We start from the raw sequence: 16435 nt of genomic DNA, 5'->3' as shown, positions 1-16435 counted from the left end.
AGCACCTGTCACCAACCTGGAGGGGTTTCACCTTTATGTGCGGAATTGTCGGTTACATCGGAAAGCGCGACGTCGCCCCCCTGCTCCTTGAGGGCCTGGCACGTCTGGAGTACCGCGGCTACGACTCCGCGGGCATGGTCATCACCAGCCCGAAGGCCACCGGCCTGAAGATGGTCAAGGCCAAGGGCCGGGTCCGCGACCTGGAAGCCCGCGTCCCCAAGCGCTTCTCCGGCACCACCGGCATCGCCCACACCCGCTGGGCCACCCACGGCGCCCCCAGCGACGTGAACTCGCACCCGCACCTGGACCCCGAGAACAAGGTCGCGGTCGTCCACAACGGCATCGTCGACAACGCCCAGGAGCTGCGCGCGAAGCTGGAGGCGGACGGCGTCGTCTTCGCCTCCGAGACCGACACCGAGGTCATCACCCACCTCATCGCCCGCTCCCAGGCCACCACCCTGGAGGAGAAGGTCCGCGAGGCGCTCAAGGTCATCGAGGGCACCTACGGCATCGCCGTGATGCACGCCGACTTCAACGACCGCATCGTCGTCGCCCGCAACGGCTCCCCGGTCATCCTCGGCATCGGCGAGAAGGAGATGCTCGTCGCCTCCGACGTCGCCGCCCTGATCGCCCACACCCGCCAGGTCGTCACCCTCGGCGACGGCGAGATGGCCACCCTCAAGGCCGACGACTTCCGTACGTACACGACCTCGGGCACCACCACCACGGCCACCCCCGAGACCGTCGAGTGGGAGGCCGCCTCCTACGACATGGGCGGCCACGACACGTACATGCACAAGGAGATCTCCGAGCAGCCCGACGCGGTCGACCGCGTGCTGCGCGGCCGGATCGACGACCGCTTCTCCACCGTGCACCTCGGCGGCCTGAACCTCGACGCCCGCGAGGCCCGCACCATCCGCCGCATCAAGATCCTCGGCTGCGGCACCTCGTACCACGCCGGCCTCATCGGCGCCGGGCTCATCGAGTCCCTGGCCCGCATCCCCGCCGACGCCGAGCCGGCCTCGGAGTTCCGCTACCGCAACCCGGTCGTGGACCCCGACACCCTCTACATCGCCGTCTCCCAGTCCGGTGAGACGTACGACGTCCTCGCGGCCGTCCAGGAGCTCAAGCGCAAGGGCGCCCGCGTCCTCGGCGTCGTGAACGTCGTCGGCTCCGCCATCGCCCGCGAGGCCGACGGCGGCGTGTACGTCCACGCGGGCCCCGAGGTCTGCGTCGTCTCCACCAAGTGCTTCACCAACACGGTGACCGCCTTCGCGCTGCTCGCCCTGCACCTGGGCCGCATCCGCGACCTGTCCGTCACCGACGGCAAGCGGATCATCGAGGGCCTGCGCAAGCTGCCCGCGCAGATCAGCGAGATCCTCGAGACCGAGGACGAGATCAAGAAGATCGCCGCGGAGTACGCGGGCGCCCAGTCGATGATGTTCATCGGCCGTGTGCGCGGCTACCCCGTCGCCCTGGAGGCCTCCCTCAAGCTGAAGGAGATCTCCTACATCCACGCCGAGGCGTACCCGGCCTCCGAGCTGAAGCACGGCCCGCTCGCCCTCATCGAGCCGGCCCTGCCGACGGTCGCGATCGTCCCCGACGACGACCTGCTGGAGAAGAACCGCGCCGCCCTGGAGGAGATCAAGGCCCGCAGCGGCCGCATCCTCGCGGTCGCGCACCAGCCGCAGGCGAAGGCCGACCACACCATCGTCGTGCCGAAGAACGAGGACGAGCTGGACCCGATCCTGATGGGCATCCCGCTCCAGCTCCTCGCCTACCACACGGCGCTCGCCATGGGCCGCGACATCGACAAGCCGCGCAACCTGGCCAAGTCCGTCACGGTCGAGTAGCAGCCGGTCGGGGCCTGTCCCCCCGACCCGCACCGCACCGCCGGGCCTGTCCCCCGGCGGTTCGACCGGACACGAGAACGGTCCCTGTCGCACACCCAGGTGCGACAGGGACCGTTCTCATTTTTTCGGGGCTCGGTTCGCCTCCGGGGCGCTGGTGCGACTGCCGACGGTCGACCGTGCTCGATCCCTCGTTCCTCGGGACCTCCGCGCGCTCTCCCTTTCGACAGCCGCGCGCCCCTTCGGCTCACTCGCCGGCGCTCGTGGTCACCCCGCGGCCGGGGCGCTCGTGCCCGCCGAGCGCCGGAGGGCCGTCGGCCAGCCCGCCACCGCGGCCGTGGCGCCGTACCAGGCGGCGAAGCCCGCGACGGCCGCGACCCAGCCGCCCGCCTTCGCGAGGCCGCCGTTGTCGGCCAGCGCGCCGATGCCGATCAGCAGCAGCGCGACGAACAGCAGCCCGTACACGCCCTGTCCGAACAGACCGCTCCCCGCGGCCGCCATCGTCAGCGTGAGCGCGAGAAGCGCCCACAGGAGCATGAAGAGCCCCACGGCGTCCGCCGAGGCCCCGCCGCCGACGGCGGTCCCCCAGGTGAACCAGAAGGCGCCGAGCGCCGCGTACGCCGTGCCCTCACCGGTGCTGCCGCCGCGCAGGGCGAGCAGTCCGACGAGGAAGAGCGCCACCCCGCCGACCCAGGTGGCGAGGCCCGCGGCATCCGCTGCCGCGACGTTGTCGATGACACCCGTCCCGCCCAGCCCGAAGGCCAGCAGGGTCAGTCCGAGTGCGAGGTTGCCGAGAGTGGAGGTGCTGTTCCCCGCGGCGACTTCGTTGTCCACGGCGGGCTCCCTTCAGGAGTGCAGACGTGCTGCGTGAGCTGCTGTGATCCGGTGACCCTTATCTACCCTTCACAAGCGCACAATTCACCTGCGGAAGGCCGAATTATTGTCCGGTGCACGCCAGTTGGGGATCGGAGCACGGGAGCGAGCCGCCGCGAAGGGGCCCTACGGGATGACGATCACGGGCCGCTGGGCGCGGCGCGCGAGGCGGCCGGCCACCGAGCCGAAGATCCGCCCGACGATCCCGTGGGTGGAGCCGACGACGATCGCGTCGGCCGAGTACTCGCGGCCGACCTCCTCCAGCTCGTGACAGATGTCGCCACCGCGCTCGACGAGGATCCACGGCACCTCGGAGAGGTGCTCGGCGCAGGCCAGCTCCAGACCGAGGACCTCGGTGCGGTGATCCGGTACGTCGACGAAGACCGGCGGCTCGCAGCCGGCCCACACCGTGGTGGGCAGCCGATTGGCCACATGCACGATGATCAGGCCGGACCCGGAGCGGCGGGCCATGCCGATGGCGTACGCGAGGGCTCTCTCACTGGACGTGGAGCCGTCGAAACCGACGACCACCCCGTGCCGGAAGGCCGGGTCGCAGGAGTGGCGTGGCTGTTCTACCGCGAGGGGGTCGACCGTGGAGTCGGCGACGCGCTTGCGGTCCGCGGGTTCGGGGAATTCGTGACCGGCCATCGGTGTCTCGGCGAAGAGAGTCCTCGTGGGAAGGGACGGGGAAAGGAGGGGGCGGAACAACGGGTGGCGGCGGAGCTGTGTCCGGGAATCATCTTCCCAAGCCCATACCCCCAAGGGTACGGCGACACTCCTCTCCTGCCCAGAGCCCGCCGTGCCACTCCCCGGCGCACGCCCCGCTCGCGCACGGCGTCCCAGGGAGCATGCCCGAGGGGTTCGCGATCTGGCAATGCCGGTTGTGCCCTACAGGCGTCCGTACGGGGGCCAAACGGACGTCGCCCACAGTGACCGGAACGTTCCACTCCTCGTTCCCCACAGGTCCAGCCCACCGTCGTAGGGAGACCGCCCGTGCCCGCACCATCGACCGCCGCAGGCCAGACCTCCACCGGATCCGTCCCCGCCGCCGCGACCGCGACCGTGATCGCGCCCGCGACCGCGTCGGCGGGTCCGGGCAGGGAGCGGGACACGGGCGCCGGGACAGGAACCTCGGACGCGGCCGGTGACGTCGTCCGGTGGGCGGTCTTCTGTTGCGTCCTCGTGCCCGTGGTGCTCGTCGTCTACGGCACCTCGATCGGCGGAGCCGCCGGGACCGCGCTGGGACTCGTCTCGGTGACGGCGGCGTGCCGGCTGCTGCTGCGCCGCTCGGAGCGCGGACTACGGGCCGAAACGGTACGAACCAGGCACCGAAACTGAGCCGGGGACGCGTCCGACCCCCTTCGAGTTGACAGGTTCGCACACCCGAACCCATATGTTTTCAGCCAACTTCCATTCCCCGGCGAGTCCTTGGCGGAACGGTTGGCCAACCCCGGCGCCGACAGCCCCCGAAGCCCCGGAATACGGCCCCACCCCCTACGCCCACCGGGCGTTCACGGCGCCGCCCCTTCCCTTGGCGGCCGCCAGGTGGAACGCTTCGCGATCGATCGCTTCGCGCCAAGTGGCCTTGTCGACAATCCACCGGATGGAGAACTTGTCACGCCGGTGCCACGGGACACAGTAGATTCGATCATGGGTACCGAAGACTGGGGTCTCGTGCAAAACCGAGGGGAAACGTGCAGGAGCGACACGACCAGGGAGACGCGAACACCGAGGGGGGCTTAGCGTCATGAGCCAGGACTCCACCGCACCGGAGGTCGCACGGAAGCTGTCCGGGCGCCGCCGTCGCGAAGTCGTCGCGGTGCTGCTGTTCAGCGGCGGCCCCATCTTCGAGAGCTCCATCCCGCTCTCTGTTTTCGGCATCGACCGGCAGGACGCCGGCGTGCCCCGCTACCGGCTGCTCGTCTGCGCCGGCGAGGACGGACCGCTGCGGACCACCGGCGGGCTCGAACTCACCGCGCCGTACGGCCTGGAGGCCATCGGCCGCGCCGGGACCGTCGTCGTGCCGGCCTGGCGGTCGATCACCTCGCCGCCACCGCCGGAGGCGCTCGAAGCGCTGCGCCGCGCCCACGAGGAGGGCGCGCGGATCGTCGGCCTCTGCACGGGGGCCTTCGTCCTCGCCGCGGCGGGCCTGCTCGACGGCCGGCCGGCGACCACGCACTGGATGTACGCGCCGACGCTCGCCAAGCGCTACCCGTCGGTCCACGTGGACCCGCGGGAGCTCTTCGTCGACGACGGCGACGTCCTCACCTCCGCCGGCACCGCGGCCGGAATCGATCTGTGTCTGCACATCGTGCGGACCGACCACGGCACCGAGGCCGCGGGCGCGCTGGCGCGCCGGCTGGTCGTCCCGCCGCGGCGCAGCGGCGGTCAGGAGCGCTACCTCGACAGGTCTTTACCAGAGGAGATCGGCGCCGACCCGCTGGCCGAGGTCGTCGCCTGGGCGCTGGAGCACCTCCACGAGCAGTTCGACGTGGAGACCCTGGCCGCGCGCGCGTACATGTCACGGCGGACCTTCGACCGCCGGTTCCGCTCGCTGACGGGCTCCGCCCCGCTCCAGTGGCTGATCACGCAGCGAGTGCTCCAGGCGCAGCGGCTGCTCGAGACCTCCGACTACTCGGTCGACGAGGTCGCGGGCAGGTGCGGCTTCCGCTCGCCGGTGGCGCTGCGCGGCCACTTCCGGCGCCAGCTCGGCTCCTCGCCGGCGGCCTACCGGGCCGCGTACCGGGCCAGGCGACCGCAGGGTGAGGTCGGCACGGTGGTGCTCGATTCCGCCGTGCCCGCCCAGGTCGCCGCCGGCATGCGGCGCCCGGTCTCCCCGCTGGACCAGGGGAAGCCGCACGCGGACGCCTACGCTCCCGGCCGCCCCTCCTTGCCGGGCCAGCGCAGCGCGCCGTAACGATGACCCGCGCGGCCACAAGCGGCGCACCGCAGGACCGACGGGCGCCCGGGGACACCTCCCCCGGGCGCCCGTCGGCCGCTCCCCCGGGGGAAAGGCACCTGGGGGTGACACCCCCTAAGGTGGACGCATGAACGATCGCATGGTGTGGATCGACTGCGAGATGACCGGGCTCTCGCTGACGGACGACGCACTCATCGAGGTGGCCGCACTGGTCACCGACTCGGAACTGAACGTGCTCGGCGACGGGGTGGACATCGTGATCCGCCCGCCGGACGCGGCCCTGGAGACCATGCCCGAGATCGTGCGCCAGATGCACACGGCCTCGGGACTGCTCGACGAGCTCGCCGGCGGCACCACGCTCGCCGACGCGGAGGCCCAGGTCCTCGCGTACATCCGCGAGCACGTCAAGGAAGCCGGCAAGGCGCCGCTGTGCGGGAACTCGGTCTCCACGGACCGCGGCTTCCTCGCTCGGGACATGCCTGCCCTGGAGGGCCACCTGCACTACCGGATCGTCGATGTCTCCTCGGTCAAGGAGCTGGCCCGCCGCTGGTACCCGAGGGCGTACTTCAACAGTCCGGAGAAGAACGGCAACCACCGGGCGCTCGCCGACATCCGCGACTCCATCACGGAGCTGCGCTACTACCGGGAGGCGGTCTTCGTCCCGCAGCCCGGACCGGACTCGGAGACCGCGAAGCGGATCGCCGCGCGCCACTCCGCGCCGACGGAGTAGACCCGTCCGAACGGGGTCGCTCGCGTCCGGAATCAATGCGGGCGCGAGCACCCCCCAGGACCCTGTAGACTTCTTCTCGGCCGGTCGGGGAAACCCGAGAAAATCGCCGGTCATGGTGGGTATAGCTCAGACGGTAGAGCACCTGGTTGTGGTCCAGGATGTCGCGGGTTCGAGTCCCGTTACTCACCCTGAAGGACGAGGCCCCGGTTCGAAAGAACCGGGGCCTCGGTCGTTTTCGTGTGCCGCTAGCCGCAGGCGAAGACCGTCGGGGGCGGGTTGGTGCCGGTCCAGGTGCCCGTGAAGCCGAAGGAGACCGAGGCGCCGACGGCGACGGGGCCGTTCCAGCCGACGTTCCGGGCGGTGACGGTGGTCACACCGGTGCTGCCGGTGCCCGTCTGTGTCGGGGTCGCGTTCCACATCTGGCCGATGCGCTGTCCCGCGCGGTACTCCCAGCCCAGCGCCCAGCCGGTCCAGGCCGTGGTGGAGGTGTTGGTCAGGGTGACGTCGGCCTGGAAGCCGCCCTGCCACTGGTTGGTGACCTTGTAGGCGACCTCGCAGGCACCGGAGGGGGCGGGCGGGTCGGTGGGGTCTGTGGGGTCCGTGGGGTCGGTGGGGTCGGTGCCGCCGCCGGTCTCCGCGGTGTCGCCGTAGATGATGCCGCGTCCGTTGGTGGAGACATAGACCCGGCCGTAGACCCGGGGGTCGCCGGTGATCGCGCCGCCGGTCCAGCCCCACTGGTGGGCGTCGTCGTTGATCCGGACCCAGCTCGCGCCCGCGTCGGTGGAGCGGAAGACGCCCCGTACGCCGCCGATCTTCGCGCTCGTGTAGAGCGCGGGGTACGTGGCGCCGGGTGCGGCCTTGCCGAAGCCGACGGTGTCGGCCTGGTCGACGCCGGAGACCCGGGTGAAGGTCGCGCCGCCGTCGGTGGAGTGCCAGAGGCCGTAGGCGGAGTCGGCGGCGCCGCCGGCGAACCAGATGTCGCCCTTCCTGCCGGGGACGGCCTTGAAGCGGGCGTTGCCCTTGGCCGGGAGGCCGGTGGCCCGGGCGGTGAAGGTCGCGCCGCCGTCCGTACTGGCGTAGAAGGTGCCGTCCTTGACGCCGTAGAAGGTCTTCGGGTCGACGCGGTCGGACTCGACGGTCGCGCCGGCGGGGATGCCGGTGGAGGCGGTCCAGGCGCCTCCGGTGCCCGTGTGGACGCCGGTGCCGTCCGGGCTCCACACGTACCGGCCGCCGTCGGCGGACGCGGCGACCGTGCCGCCGCCGGTGACGCCGGAAGGGTCCTGTCCCGGGGACCAGTCGGCGCCGTTGTCGGCGGAGAAGGCGATGTGCGGCCCGCCGTCGAGGTTGCCGGAGCGGACGACCGCGTTCGGGTTCGTCTCGGCGTAGTCGAGGCTGGTCGTGGAGGTGAAGTTCGGGGAGGTGAACATCATCGACGGGACGGTGGCGAGGTCCGTGTGGCGGAACCCGCCGATGTCGCCGAGGGCGCTGATGAGCGGGGCGCCGGAGGGCGGGGAGACGAGGTCGAGGACGGCGGTCTCCTCAAGCCCCCTCACCATGGGCCTGATGGTGAAGTTCGTCCCCGTGTCCCAGTGGGTGAGTTCCTGGGTGCCGTAGATGGTGGCGCCCGTGCCGTACATCATGCGGTTCGAGTCGAAGGGGTCGATCTCCAGGGCCTCGGTCATCCAGCCGAGCTTCGGGGTCTGTTCGGGCGCGGCCGGGGTGGCGCCCCAGGTCAGCCAGGGGACGGAGGAGACGTCCATCGTGTAGCGGTCGGCGCGGGTCGGGTACGAGGTGTAGTCCCAGGCCCTGGTCCAGGTGGCGCCGGAGTCGGTGGAGCGGAAGATCTGGGTGTCGGGCCACCAGGCGCTGTAGGCGGAGACCATGACCGTGCCGGGCTTCCGGCGGTCGACGGTGAGGCCGCTGAAGCCGTGGAAGGTGTCGGCCTCGGCGACGGGGCTGATGTTCTTCCACTCGCCGGTGGCGGTGGCGTACCGCCACACCTGGCCCTTGCCGCCGTCGTACGGGCCGGCTTTGTCGCTGTACGCGAGGTAGAGGTGGCCGTTCCGCGCGTCGAGGACGCCCTTGTGGGCGAGGTATCCGGTGGGCTGGCCGGGCAGCCGGGTCCAGGTGGCGCCGGCGTCGGTGGAGCGGTAGACGGCGTTGTCCTTGTCGCCCACGCCGACGTAGATCGTCTTCGTCGCGGTGCCGGCGGTGCCGGTGGACTCGTCGAAGGTGACCCAGACGATGCCCTGCTCGTCGGAGTCGTAGCCGCTGGTGTCGGTCGGGTCCTGCTGGTATCCGCCGGGGTTGGTGAAGGTGGTGACCTTCGACCAGGTGACGCCGGAGTCGGTGGAGCGCCACAGGCCGTTGCCGCTGGGCGCGCCGAGGTAGAGCACGCTGTTCCTGTGCGGGTCGACGGCGAGGCGCTCGCCCATGCCGCGGCCCGGCATGTTGCCGCCGAGCTTGAAGGGGAGGTCGGTGCGCTGCCAGGTGGCGCCCCGGTCGGCGGAGCGGAGGACGGCGCCGTTGCCGGGGTCCCAGTCGTTCGTGTACGTGCCGACCGCCGCGTACAGCCGGTCGGGGTCGACGGTGTCGGAGGCGAGGCCGACGACTCCGGTGTGGCCCCAGTGGTCCCAGTCGACGGAGTCGAGGAGCGGGGTCCAGGAGGCGCCGGCCTGGTTCCAGCGGTAGACGCCGCCGATGTCGGTGCGGGCGTAGACGAGGTCCTTCTCGGTCCGGTTGAAGACGATGCCGGGGACGAAGCCGCCGCCGTCGACACGGACGTTCTTCCAGGTGTACGAGGCGCTGGGGGCGGCGGAGGCGGGTGCGGCGGAGGCGGGCTCGGGGGAGGTGGGCTTGGCGGAGGCGGACGCCGCTGTGACGTTCGGCGCCGCTGCCGTGAGGAGGCCCGCGGTCAGGGCGAGGCCCGCGAGGAGGTGGCGTGTTCTGCGCATGGGTATCCCGTCGAAGATGAGTGGGAGCGCTCCCACTATTGAGTCGGGGTCAGAACACGGTCAAGGTCCGGGAGTCGTCGAAGACGTTCGACGACGCGCCCGCCGCGTACGGCCGGGAGGGTGGTGCGGGCGGGTGGATTCCGCGCGGCCCGGCGAGCTGTCCCCCGCCGCCCGGACGGGGCCGCACTACGGTCGGGGCCCATGGGGAGCAGGAGGAGGAACGGGCCCGTCGCCGTGCTCGCCCTCGCCCTCCTCCTGGGCGCGGCGCTCGCCGGCGGCTGCGCGACCGACCCCGCCGCGCCGCCCGCGGCGGGCGTCCCGGTGCGGGAGCCGGTGGACGGGAGCGGGCGGCGGATCACGCTCACCGTCGGGGTGTTCGGCACGTTCGGCCTCCAGGAGGCCGGTCTTTACGACACGTACATGCGGCTGAACCCGGACGTCGCGGTCCGGCAGACCTCCCTCACCCGCAACGACGTCTACTACCCGCAGCTGCTCACCCACCTCACCGCCGGCTCCGGCCTCGCCGACGTGCAGGCCGTCGAGGTCGGCAACATCGCGGAGGTCCTCGCCACGCAGGCGGGCCGGCTGGACGCGCTCGGCTCGGCGCCGGGCGTCGACCGGGATGCCTTCCTGCCGTGGAAGTGGGCGCAGGGCACGGCCCCCGACGGGCGCACGCTCGCGCTCGGCACCGACATCGGGCCGCAGGCCGTCTGCTACCGCAAGGACCTCTTCGCCCGCGCCGGACTGCCGACCGAGCGGGGCGCGGTGGGGCGGCTGTGGGCCGGGGACTGGCGCAAGTACCTGGCGGCCGGGGTCCGTTACCGCGAGCGGGCCCCGGAGGGCACGGCGTTCACGGACTCCGCCTCCGGGGTGATGGCGGCGGTCACGGGCAGCGCGGCGCTCCGGTACTACGACGAGCGGGGCGACCTGATCGTGGCGGTCAACCCGGCCGTACGGGAGGCGTGGGACCTCGGCGCCGCGTTCGCCCGGCAGGGGCTGACGGCCCGGCTCCAGCAGTTCACGCCCGGCTGGGACCAGGCCTTCGCGAACGGCGCGTTCGCCACGGTCGCCTGTCCCGCCTGGATGCTCGGCTACATCCAGGACAAGGCGGGCCCGGCCGGGCGGGGCCGGTGGGACGTGGCGGCGGCGCCCCGGCCGGGCAGCTGGGGCGGCTCGTTCCTCGTCGTGCCGTCCGCCGGGCGGCACCGCGCCGAGGCGGCGCGGCTCGCGGCCTGGCTGACGGCTCCCGCCCAGCAGGCGGTGCTCTTCGAGCGGCGCGGCAGCTTCCCGAGCGCCTCGGCCTCGTACGCGCTCCCGGCGGTCGCGGAGGCGCGGCACCCGTACTTCGGCGACGCCCCGGTCGGCGCGGTCTTCGCCGCGGCGGCCCGGGGCGTCCCCCGGGCCCCGGTCGGCCCGAAGGACGCCCTCGTCGCCCAGACCCTGGCGGACGTCGGCATGCTCCAGGTCGACCAGACGGGCCGCCCGCCGGAGTCGGCCTGGCGGGCCGCGATGAAGGCGATCGACAACGCGCTGGACCGGTGAGGGCGCGGTGACGGAGACACAGACGCCCACGGACCCGCCGGAACCGACCGACCCACCGGAGCCCCGACGACCGGCCGACCCGCCACCGCCGACACCCGGCCCGGGGCCCGCCGGACCCGGGGCCGGAACCGGAGACCAGGCCGGGGCCGGAACCGGAGACCGGGCCGGGGCCGGAGACCGGGCCGAGGCCGGACCCGGAGACCGGGCCGGAGCCGGACCCGGGGCCGCCGCCGCCGCCCCCTCCCGGGGTCTCGGGGTGCGCGGTCGCCCCCGGCGTACCCCCGTCGGCTCGCGCTGGGCGCCGTACGTGCTCGTCGCGCCGTTCTTTCTCTTCTTCGGGGCCTTCGGGGCGTTCCCGCTGCTCGCCACCGCCTGGACCTCGCTGCACCGGGTCGAGCTGACGGCGCCCGCCGAGGCGGAGTGGGTGGGGCTGCACAACTACGCGCGGCTGCTCGACGACGCGTTCTTCTGGAACGCCCTCGTGAACACCGTCGTCATCGGCGTCCTCTCCACCGTCCCGCAGCTGCTGCTCGCCCTCGGCGTCGCGCACCTCCTCGACGTGCGGCTGCGGGGCCGGGGGGTCTTCCGGGTCGTGGCGCTCGCCCCGTACGCCACCTCGGTCGCCGCCGCGACCCTCGTCTTCGCGCTGTTCTACGGGCGGGACCACGGGATGGCCAACTGGGCCCTGGGGGCGGCCGGGCTGCCCCCGGTGGACTGGCAGAACGGCCCGTGGGCGTCGAAGCTCGCGGTGTCGTCGATCGTGGTCTGGCGTTGGACCGGCTACAACGCGCTGATCTATCTGGCGGCGATGCAGACGGTCCCGCGCGAGCTGTACGAGGCGGCGGCGCTCGACGGGGCGTCGCGGTGGCGCCAGTTCCTGCACGTGACGCTGCCCGGGCTCCGGCCCGCGCTCCTCTTCACGGCGCTGGTCTCGACGATCGGCGCGACCCAGCTCTTCGGCGAGCCGCTGCTGTTCGGGAGCGGGGCCGGTGCGTCCGGTGGCGCGGATCACCAGTTCCAGACCCTCGGGCTCTATCTGTACGAGCAGGGCTGGGTGAACCTCCATCTGGGGCGGGCCGCGGCCATCGCCTGGGCCATGCTGCTCGTCCTGGTGGCGCTGTTCGGGGCCGTACGGCTGCTGCGCGGCGGTCTCGGGCGGCGCCGGGGGCGGGTCTCGTGAGGACGGAGCGGGCCGGCTGGGGCACGTACGCGCTGCTCGCGCTCTTCACCGCCGTCTCGGTCTTCCCGCTGCTGTGGACGGCGGTCGCCGCCTCGCGGACCGGTACGCGGCTCGCGGCCACGCCGCCGCCCTTCCGGTTCGGGCGGAACCTGCCCCGGAACCTGGAGCTCGCCTGGACCGACGCCCGGCTGGGCGAGGCGCTGGCGAACACCGCACTGGTCGCCGGGGCGGTCGCGGCGGGGACGGTGCTCTTCTCGACGCTCGCCGGGTTCGCCTTCGCCAAGCTGCGGTTCCGCTTCAGGGGCACGCTGCTCGTGCTCGTGGCGGGGACGATGCTGATCCCGCCCCAACTGGGGGTCGTCCCGCTCTATCTGCTGATCGCGCGGCTGCGCTGGACGGACGAGCTCCAGGCGGTGATCCTGCCCTCGCTCGTCTCCGCCTTCGGGGTCTTCTTCATGCTCCAGCACCTGCGGCGGGCGCTGCCGTCCGAGGTCCTGGAGGCCGCCCGGATGGACGGGGCGGGGACCCTGCGGACGGTGTGGCACGTGGTGCTGCCGGCGGCGCGTCCGGCGATGGCGGTCCTCGGGATGCTGTCGTTCGTGGCGGCCTGGAACGACTTCTTCTGGCCGGTCCTCGCCCTGACGCAGACGGGGAACCCGACGGTGCAGGTGGCGCTCACGGGCCTGGGGCGGGGGACGGTGCCCGACCAGTCGGTGGTGATGGCGGGGGCGCTGCTCGGGACGCTGCCGCTGCTCGTCGTCCTCGCGCTGTTCGGGCGGCACATCGTGGGCGGGGTGATGCGGGGTGCGGTGAAGGGATAGGGCGCTCGCGAAGGGGCGGGCCGCTCACGTCACGTCACCCGTACGGGCGAGGCGTTGATCCATAAACCCCCACCCGCTGTTAACTTCCCCTTATGTCCGATCTTCTTACCTTTTCTCCCCCTCGGGCGAGGTGACGGCGGATGGGAGTCCTGCGTGACAATCCCGAACTCGCCCTCTTCCTCTGCCTCTCGGCCGGCTACCTCGTCGGCAAGCTCCGGGTCGGTCCCATCACGCTCGGCGGCATCTGCGGCACCCTGATCGTCTCGCTGCTCGTGGGCGCCTGGACGAAGGTCACCGTCTCCGACGACGTGAAGACGATCTTCTTCGCGCTCTTCATCTTCTCACTCGGCTACATGGCGGGGCCGCAGTTCTTCTCCAACCTCAACAAGAAGAGCCTGCGCTTCTTCGCCCTCTGCCTCATCGAGGTCGTCTGCGTCGTCGGCATCGCCCTCGGCCTCGCCGAGGCCTTCGACCTCGACGTCGGCACCGCCGCCGGCATCCTCGCCGGGGCCGCCACCGAGTCCGCGGTCGTCGGTACGGCCACGGAGGCCATCGGCAACCTCTCCGACCTGACGCAGGCGCAGATCAGCGAGTACCAGGGCCATGTGGCCACCGCGTACACGGTCTGCTACCTCTTCGGCCTCGTCACCATCGTCATCTACACCAGCCAGATCATGCCGATGATGCTGCGGATCAACCTCCGCGACGCCTCGCGCGAGCTGTGGGAGAAGATGCGCGGCTCCGGCGGCGGCCTGGAGTCCGACGAGCGCGAGGCGCTCCCGGGCATGGTCGGCCGGACGTTCCTGGTCACCCTCGCGGACGGCGCCAAGGTCGGCGACCTGGAGCGGCGGCTCGGCGACCGGGTCACGATCGAGGCGGTGAAGCGGGGCAGCAAGGTCCTCACCCCTCCCCCGCCCGACTTCGAGCTGACCCTCTCCGACCTCGTGCTGACGGTCGGCCGGCGGGCGAACATCATCGAGGCGGGGCGGGTCATCGGACCGGAGACCCCGGCCGTCCCCGGCCTGGACACCCCGCTCGCCACCACCGAGGTCTCGCTGACCGACAAGAGCATCGTCGACAAGTCCCTGGACACCCTCTTCAAGGAGCACCCGGAGTTCTCCTCCGGCGGGGTGTACGTGACGGACGTGGTGCGCAACGAACAGCATCTGCCGGCGACCCCGGAGACCGTCGTCGGCCGCGGTGACGTGCTCACCCTGGTCGGCTCCCGCTCGGGCCTCGGGAAGCTGGCGTCCAAGGTCGGCGCGGTCGTCAAGAACGACGCCACGGACTTCATCTACCTGGGCCTCGGCATCGTCTGCGGTTCGCTCCTCGGGCAGGTCGTGGTCGAGTTCGGCGACGTCCCGCTGTCGCTCGGCACGGGCGGCGGCTGCCTCATCTCCGGCCTGCTCTTCGGCTGGTTCCGCTCCCGCACGCAGACCTTCGGCGCCTTCCCGCCGCAGGCCGCCACCACCCTCAAGGACATGGGCCTCGCGATCTTCATCGCCTGTACGGGTCTGATCTCCGGCCCGCAGGCCTGGCCGCTGCTCAAGGAGTACGGGGCGCTGCTGCCGTTCGCCGGGATCGCGATGGTCCTGGTGCCGGCGACGATCTCGCTGATCGTCGGCCGCAAGTTCCTGAAGATCGAGAAGCCGCTGCTCATCGGCGCCATCGCGGGCCAGCAGTGCTCGACGCCCGCGATCACCTCGATCACCCAGGTCGCCCAGAGCTCGGTACCGATGCTCGGCTACACGGTCACGTACACGCTCTCCAACTTCCTGCTTCCGCTGACCGGCCCCCTGCTCGTCGGCATCCTCGGAGCGTGAGAGGAACCCATGATCGATTTCCTCAACCGGAACATCTTCCAGCCCCACCCCGAGCTGCTGATCTTCATCACGGTCGCGCTCGGCTTCCTCTTCGGCAAGCTCCGCTACAAGGCGATCGCGCTGGGCGCCGTCACCGGCTGTCTGGTCGCCGGTCTGCTGCTCGGCGCGCAGTTCAAGGTCACGATCGACGGCACGGTGAAGAACCTCTTCTTCACGATGTTCCTCTTCGCCCTCGGCTACAAGGTCGGCCCGCAGTTCTTCCGCGGCCTGAAGAAGGACGGCCTGCCGCAGGTCCTCAACGCGGTCATCGTCTGTGTGACGGGTCTGCTCGTCTCCTGGGGCTTCGCCGTGATGCTCGGGTACGGCCCCGGGCTCTCGGCCGGTCTCCTCGGCGGCGCGCTCACCCAGTCCGCCGTCATCGGTGTCGCCCAGGACGCCATCGGCAACCTGCCGGGGCTCTCCGCCGGCCAGATGAAGAACGAGGAGAACCTGGTCGCGATCGGCTACGCCGTCACGTACCCGCTCGGCACGATCCTCTGCGCGATGCTCCTCGCCAACGTCCTGCCCAAGCTCTACAAGCGGGACCTGGCCGCCGAGTCGGCGCAGCTAGCCAAGGAGCTGGACGCGCCGGGCGACGACCCCGACCTGGCCGAGGGCTACTACGAGGTCGTCCTCCGCGCGTACCGCATCGACCGCCCCGACCTCGTCGGCCGGACGATCGACGACTTCGAGAACCAGCAGCGGGAGCTCGGCCACCGCATCTACCTCACGCGGGTGCGGCGCGACGGGAAGATCATCGACCACACGCAGTCGACGGTGCTCCGCGAGGGCGACGTCGTGGCCGTCAGCGCGCTGCGCGGCTCGCTCGTCGAGTTCGACGCCCGGACCCACATCGGCCCGGAGACCGACGACGTCGAGCTGCTCGGCTACCAGACCGAGTCGCTGCACGTCGTCGCCTCGGACAAGGCACAGCTCGGCAAGACGGTCGCCGACCTGCGGCGCGAGCCCTTCATGGTCGGCGTGTACATCGACAAGATCTACCGCTCGGGCGCGGAGTTCCCGTACCGGCTCTCCACGGCCCTGGAGCGCGGCGACACGGTCGTCCTGACGGGCCCGAAGCGGCTCGTGGACCCGGCGGGCAAGGCGATCGGCAAGCCCGTGCCGACCTCCTTCGCCACCGACATGCTCTGGGTGGGCCTCGGCATCTTCCTCGGCGGCTGCATCGGCATCCCGGCGCTCACCGTGTCGGGCGTGCCGATCTCGCTCTCCACCTCCGGCGGCGCGCTGATCATGGGCCTGGTCTTCGGCTGGATCCGCGGCAAGTACCCGACGTACGGCAACGTGCCGCCCGGCGCCCAGTGGTTCATGGACACCCTCGGCCTCTGCCTCTTCGTCGCGGTCGTCGGCATCAACGCCGGCCCCAGCTTCACCAGCGGCCTGTCGACGGCCGGCTGGGGACTGCTGGTCTGGGGCGCGGTGGCGACGGTGATCCCGCTGATCGTGGGCTTCCTGTACGGCCACTACGTCCAGAAGATCCGCTTCCCGATCCTGATGGGCGTCCTGGCCGGCGGCCAGACGACGACCGCGGCGATCGGCGCGATCAACGAACAGTCCAAGTCGCAGATCCCGACGCTCGGTTACACGATCCCCTACGCGGTGGGCAACGTCCTGCTGACCATCTGGGGTGCCGTGATCGTCATCCTCAACCACTGACGCGAACCCCTCACCAGTAAGGACGAGCC

The 16435-nt window shown here is 71.7% G+C and carries 12 protein-coding genes and 1 tRNA gene; 10 read left to right on the top strand and 3 right to left on the bottom strand.

What is annotated here, in order from left to right; all coding sequences use genetic code 11:
* The first annotated feature begins 35 nt into the window (after positions 1-35).
* Complete coding sequence (glmS, locus tag ACFC0G_RS21690) at positions 36-1853, top strand: glutamine--fructose-6-phosphate transaminase (isomerizing) (RefSeq protein ID WP_376405591.1); 1818 nt, start codon at positions 36-38, stop codon at positions 1851-1853.
* A gap of 264 nt (positions 1854-2117) precedes the next feature.
* Here glmS and ACFC0G_RS21685 read toward each other — a convergent pair whose 3' ends face one another.
* Positions 2118-2684, bottom strand: coding sequence for a GPR1/FUN34/YaaH family transporter (locus ACFC0G_RS21685; protein ID WP_376405589.1), 567 nt, complete (start codon positions 2682-2684; stop codon positions 2118-2120).
* Between the two features lie 165 nt (positions 2685-2849).
* Positions 2850-3371 (bottom strand): universal stress protein, encoded by a 522-nt coding sequence (locus tag ACFC0G_RS21680; RefSeq protein ID WP_024758120.1) that lies wholly within the window; start codon positions 3369-3371, stop codon positions 2850-2852.
* A gap of 345 nt (positions 3372-3716) precedes the next feature.
* On the opposite strand from ACFC0G_RS21680, the gene ACFC0G_RS21675 reads away from it, so the two are divergent.
* From ACFC0G_RS21675 to ACFC0G_RS21660, 4 genes are all read left to right on the top strand, one after another.
* A complete protein-coding gene (locus ACFC0G_RS21675; RefSeq protein ID WP_376405586.1) occupies positions 3717-4061 on the top strand; it encodes a hypothetical protein in 345 nt (114 codons plus the stop codon).
* 409 nt (positions 4062-4470) lie between these two features.
* Positions 4471-5640: a helix-turn-helix domain-containing protein gene (locus ACFC0G_RS21670; RefSeq protein ID WP_376405584.1), complete on the top strand. Its 1170-nt coding sequence runs from the start codon at positions 4471-4473 to the stop codon at positions 5638-5640.
* A gap of 130 nt (positions 5641-5770) precedes the next feature.
* The gene (gene orn / locus ACFC0G_RS21665) at positions 5771-6373 is read left to right on the top strand and encodes an oligoribonuclease (RefSeq protein ID WP_376405582.1); all 603 of its coding nucleotides are present in this window, start codon (positions 5771-5773) and stop codon (positions 6371-6373) included.
* Positions 6374-6488: 115 nt separating this feature from the next.
* Positions 6489-6561 (top strand) — tRNA-His (locus ACFC0G_RS21660).
* A 57-nt stretch (positions 6562-6618) separates the two neighbouring features.
* Here ACFC0G_RS21660 and ACFC0G_RS21655 read toward each other — a convergent pair.
* Positions 6619-9327: a cellulose binding domain-containing protein gene (locus ACFC0G_RS21655; RefSeq protein ID WP_376405580.1), complete on the bottom strand. Its 2709-nt coding sequence runs from the start codon at positions 9325-9327 to the stop codon at positions 6619-6621.
* Between the two features lie 201 nt (positions 9328-9528).
* On the opposite strand from ACFC0G_RS21655, the gene ACFC0G_RS21650 reads away from it, so the two are divergent.
* From ACFC0G_RS21650 to aspT (ACFC0G_RS21630), 5 genes are all read left to right on the top strand, one after another.
* Complete coding sequence (locus tag ACFC0G_RS21650; protein ID WP_376405578.1) at positions 9529-10869, top strand: ABC transporter substrate-binding protein; 1341 nt, start codon at positions 9529-9531, stop codon at positions 10867-10869.
* A 256-nt stretch (positions 10870-11125) separates the two neighbouring features.
* Positions 11126-12049, top strand: coding sequence for a carbohydrate ABC transporter permease (locus ACFC0G_RS21645; RefSeq protein ID WP_376405770.1), 924 nt, complete (start codon positions 11126-11128; stop codon positions 12047-12049).
* Positions 12046-12870 carry a carbohydrate ABC transporter permease gene (locus ACFC0G_RS21640; protein WP_376405576.1) on the top strand — a complete coding sequence of 275 codons (825 nt, stop codon included), beginning with the start codon at positions 12046-12048 and terminating at the stop codon, positions 12868-12870. The genes ACFC0G_RS21645 and ACFC0G_RS21640 overlap by 4 nt, the downstream gene beginning before the upstream one ends.
* Before the next feature lie 140 nt (positions 12871-13010).
* Positions 13011-14693, top strand: coding sequence for an aspartate-alanine antiporter (gene aspT / locus ACFC0G_RS21635; RefSeq protein WP_376405574.1), 1683 nt, complete (start codon positions 13011-13013; stop codon positions 14691-14693).
* A 9-nt stretch (positions 14694-14702) separates the two neighbouring features.
* Complete coding sequence (gene aspT, locus ACFC0G_RS21630) at positions 14703-16406, top strand: aspartate-alanine antiporter (RefSeq protein WP_376405572.1); 1704 nt, start codon at positions 14703-14705, stop codon at positions 16404-16406.
* Positions 16407-16435 lie beyond the last annotated feature (29 nt).

This window comes from Streptomyces sp. NPDC056169 (genome assembly GCF_042268445.1).
Classification (GTDB): Bacteria; Actinomycetota; Actinomycetes; order Streptomycetales; family Streptomycetaceae; genus Streptomyces.
This window is presented reverse-complemented; position numbering and strand designations above follow the sequence as displayed.

Bases quoted from the DNA above. Each gene is read 5' to 3' on its own strand.
- orn (WP_376405582.1), top strand. From the start codon at position 5,771: ATGAACGATCGCATGGTGTGGATCGACTGCGAGATGACCGGGCTCTCG.
- glmS (WP_376405591.1), top strand. From the start codon at position 36: ATGTGCGGAATTGTCGGTTACATCGGAAAGCGCGACGTCGCCCCCCTG.
- aspT (WP_376405574.1), top strand. From the start codon at position 13,011: ATGGGAGTCCTGCGTGACAATCCCGAACTCGCCCTCTTCCTCTGCCTC.
- ACFC0G_RS21655 (WP_376405580.1), bottom strand. From the start codon at position 9,327: ATGCGCAGAACACGCCACCTCCTCGCGGGCCTCGCCCTGACCGCGGGC.
- ACFC0G_RS21650 (WP_376405578.1), top strand. From the start codon at position 9,529: ATGGGGAGCAGGAGGAGGAACGGGCCCGTCGCCGTGCTCGCCCTCGCC.
- ACFC0G_RS21680 (WP_024758120.1), bottom strand. From the start codon at position 3,371: ATGGCCGGTCACGAATTCCCCGAACCCGCGGACCGCAAGCGCGTCGCC.
- aspT (WP_376405572.1), top strand. From the start codon at position 14,703: ATGATCGATTTCCTCAACCGGAACATCTTCCAGCCCCACCCCGAGCTG.
- ACFC0G_RS21670 (WP_376405584.1), top strand. From the start codon at position 4,471: ATGAGCCAGGACTCCACCGCACCGGAGGTCGCACGGAAGCTGTCCGGG.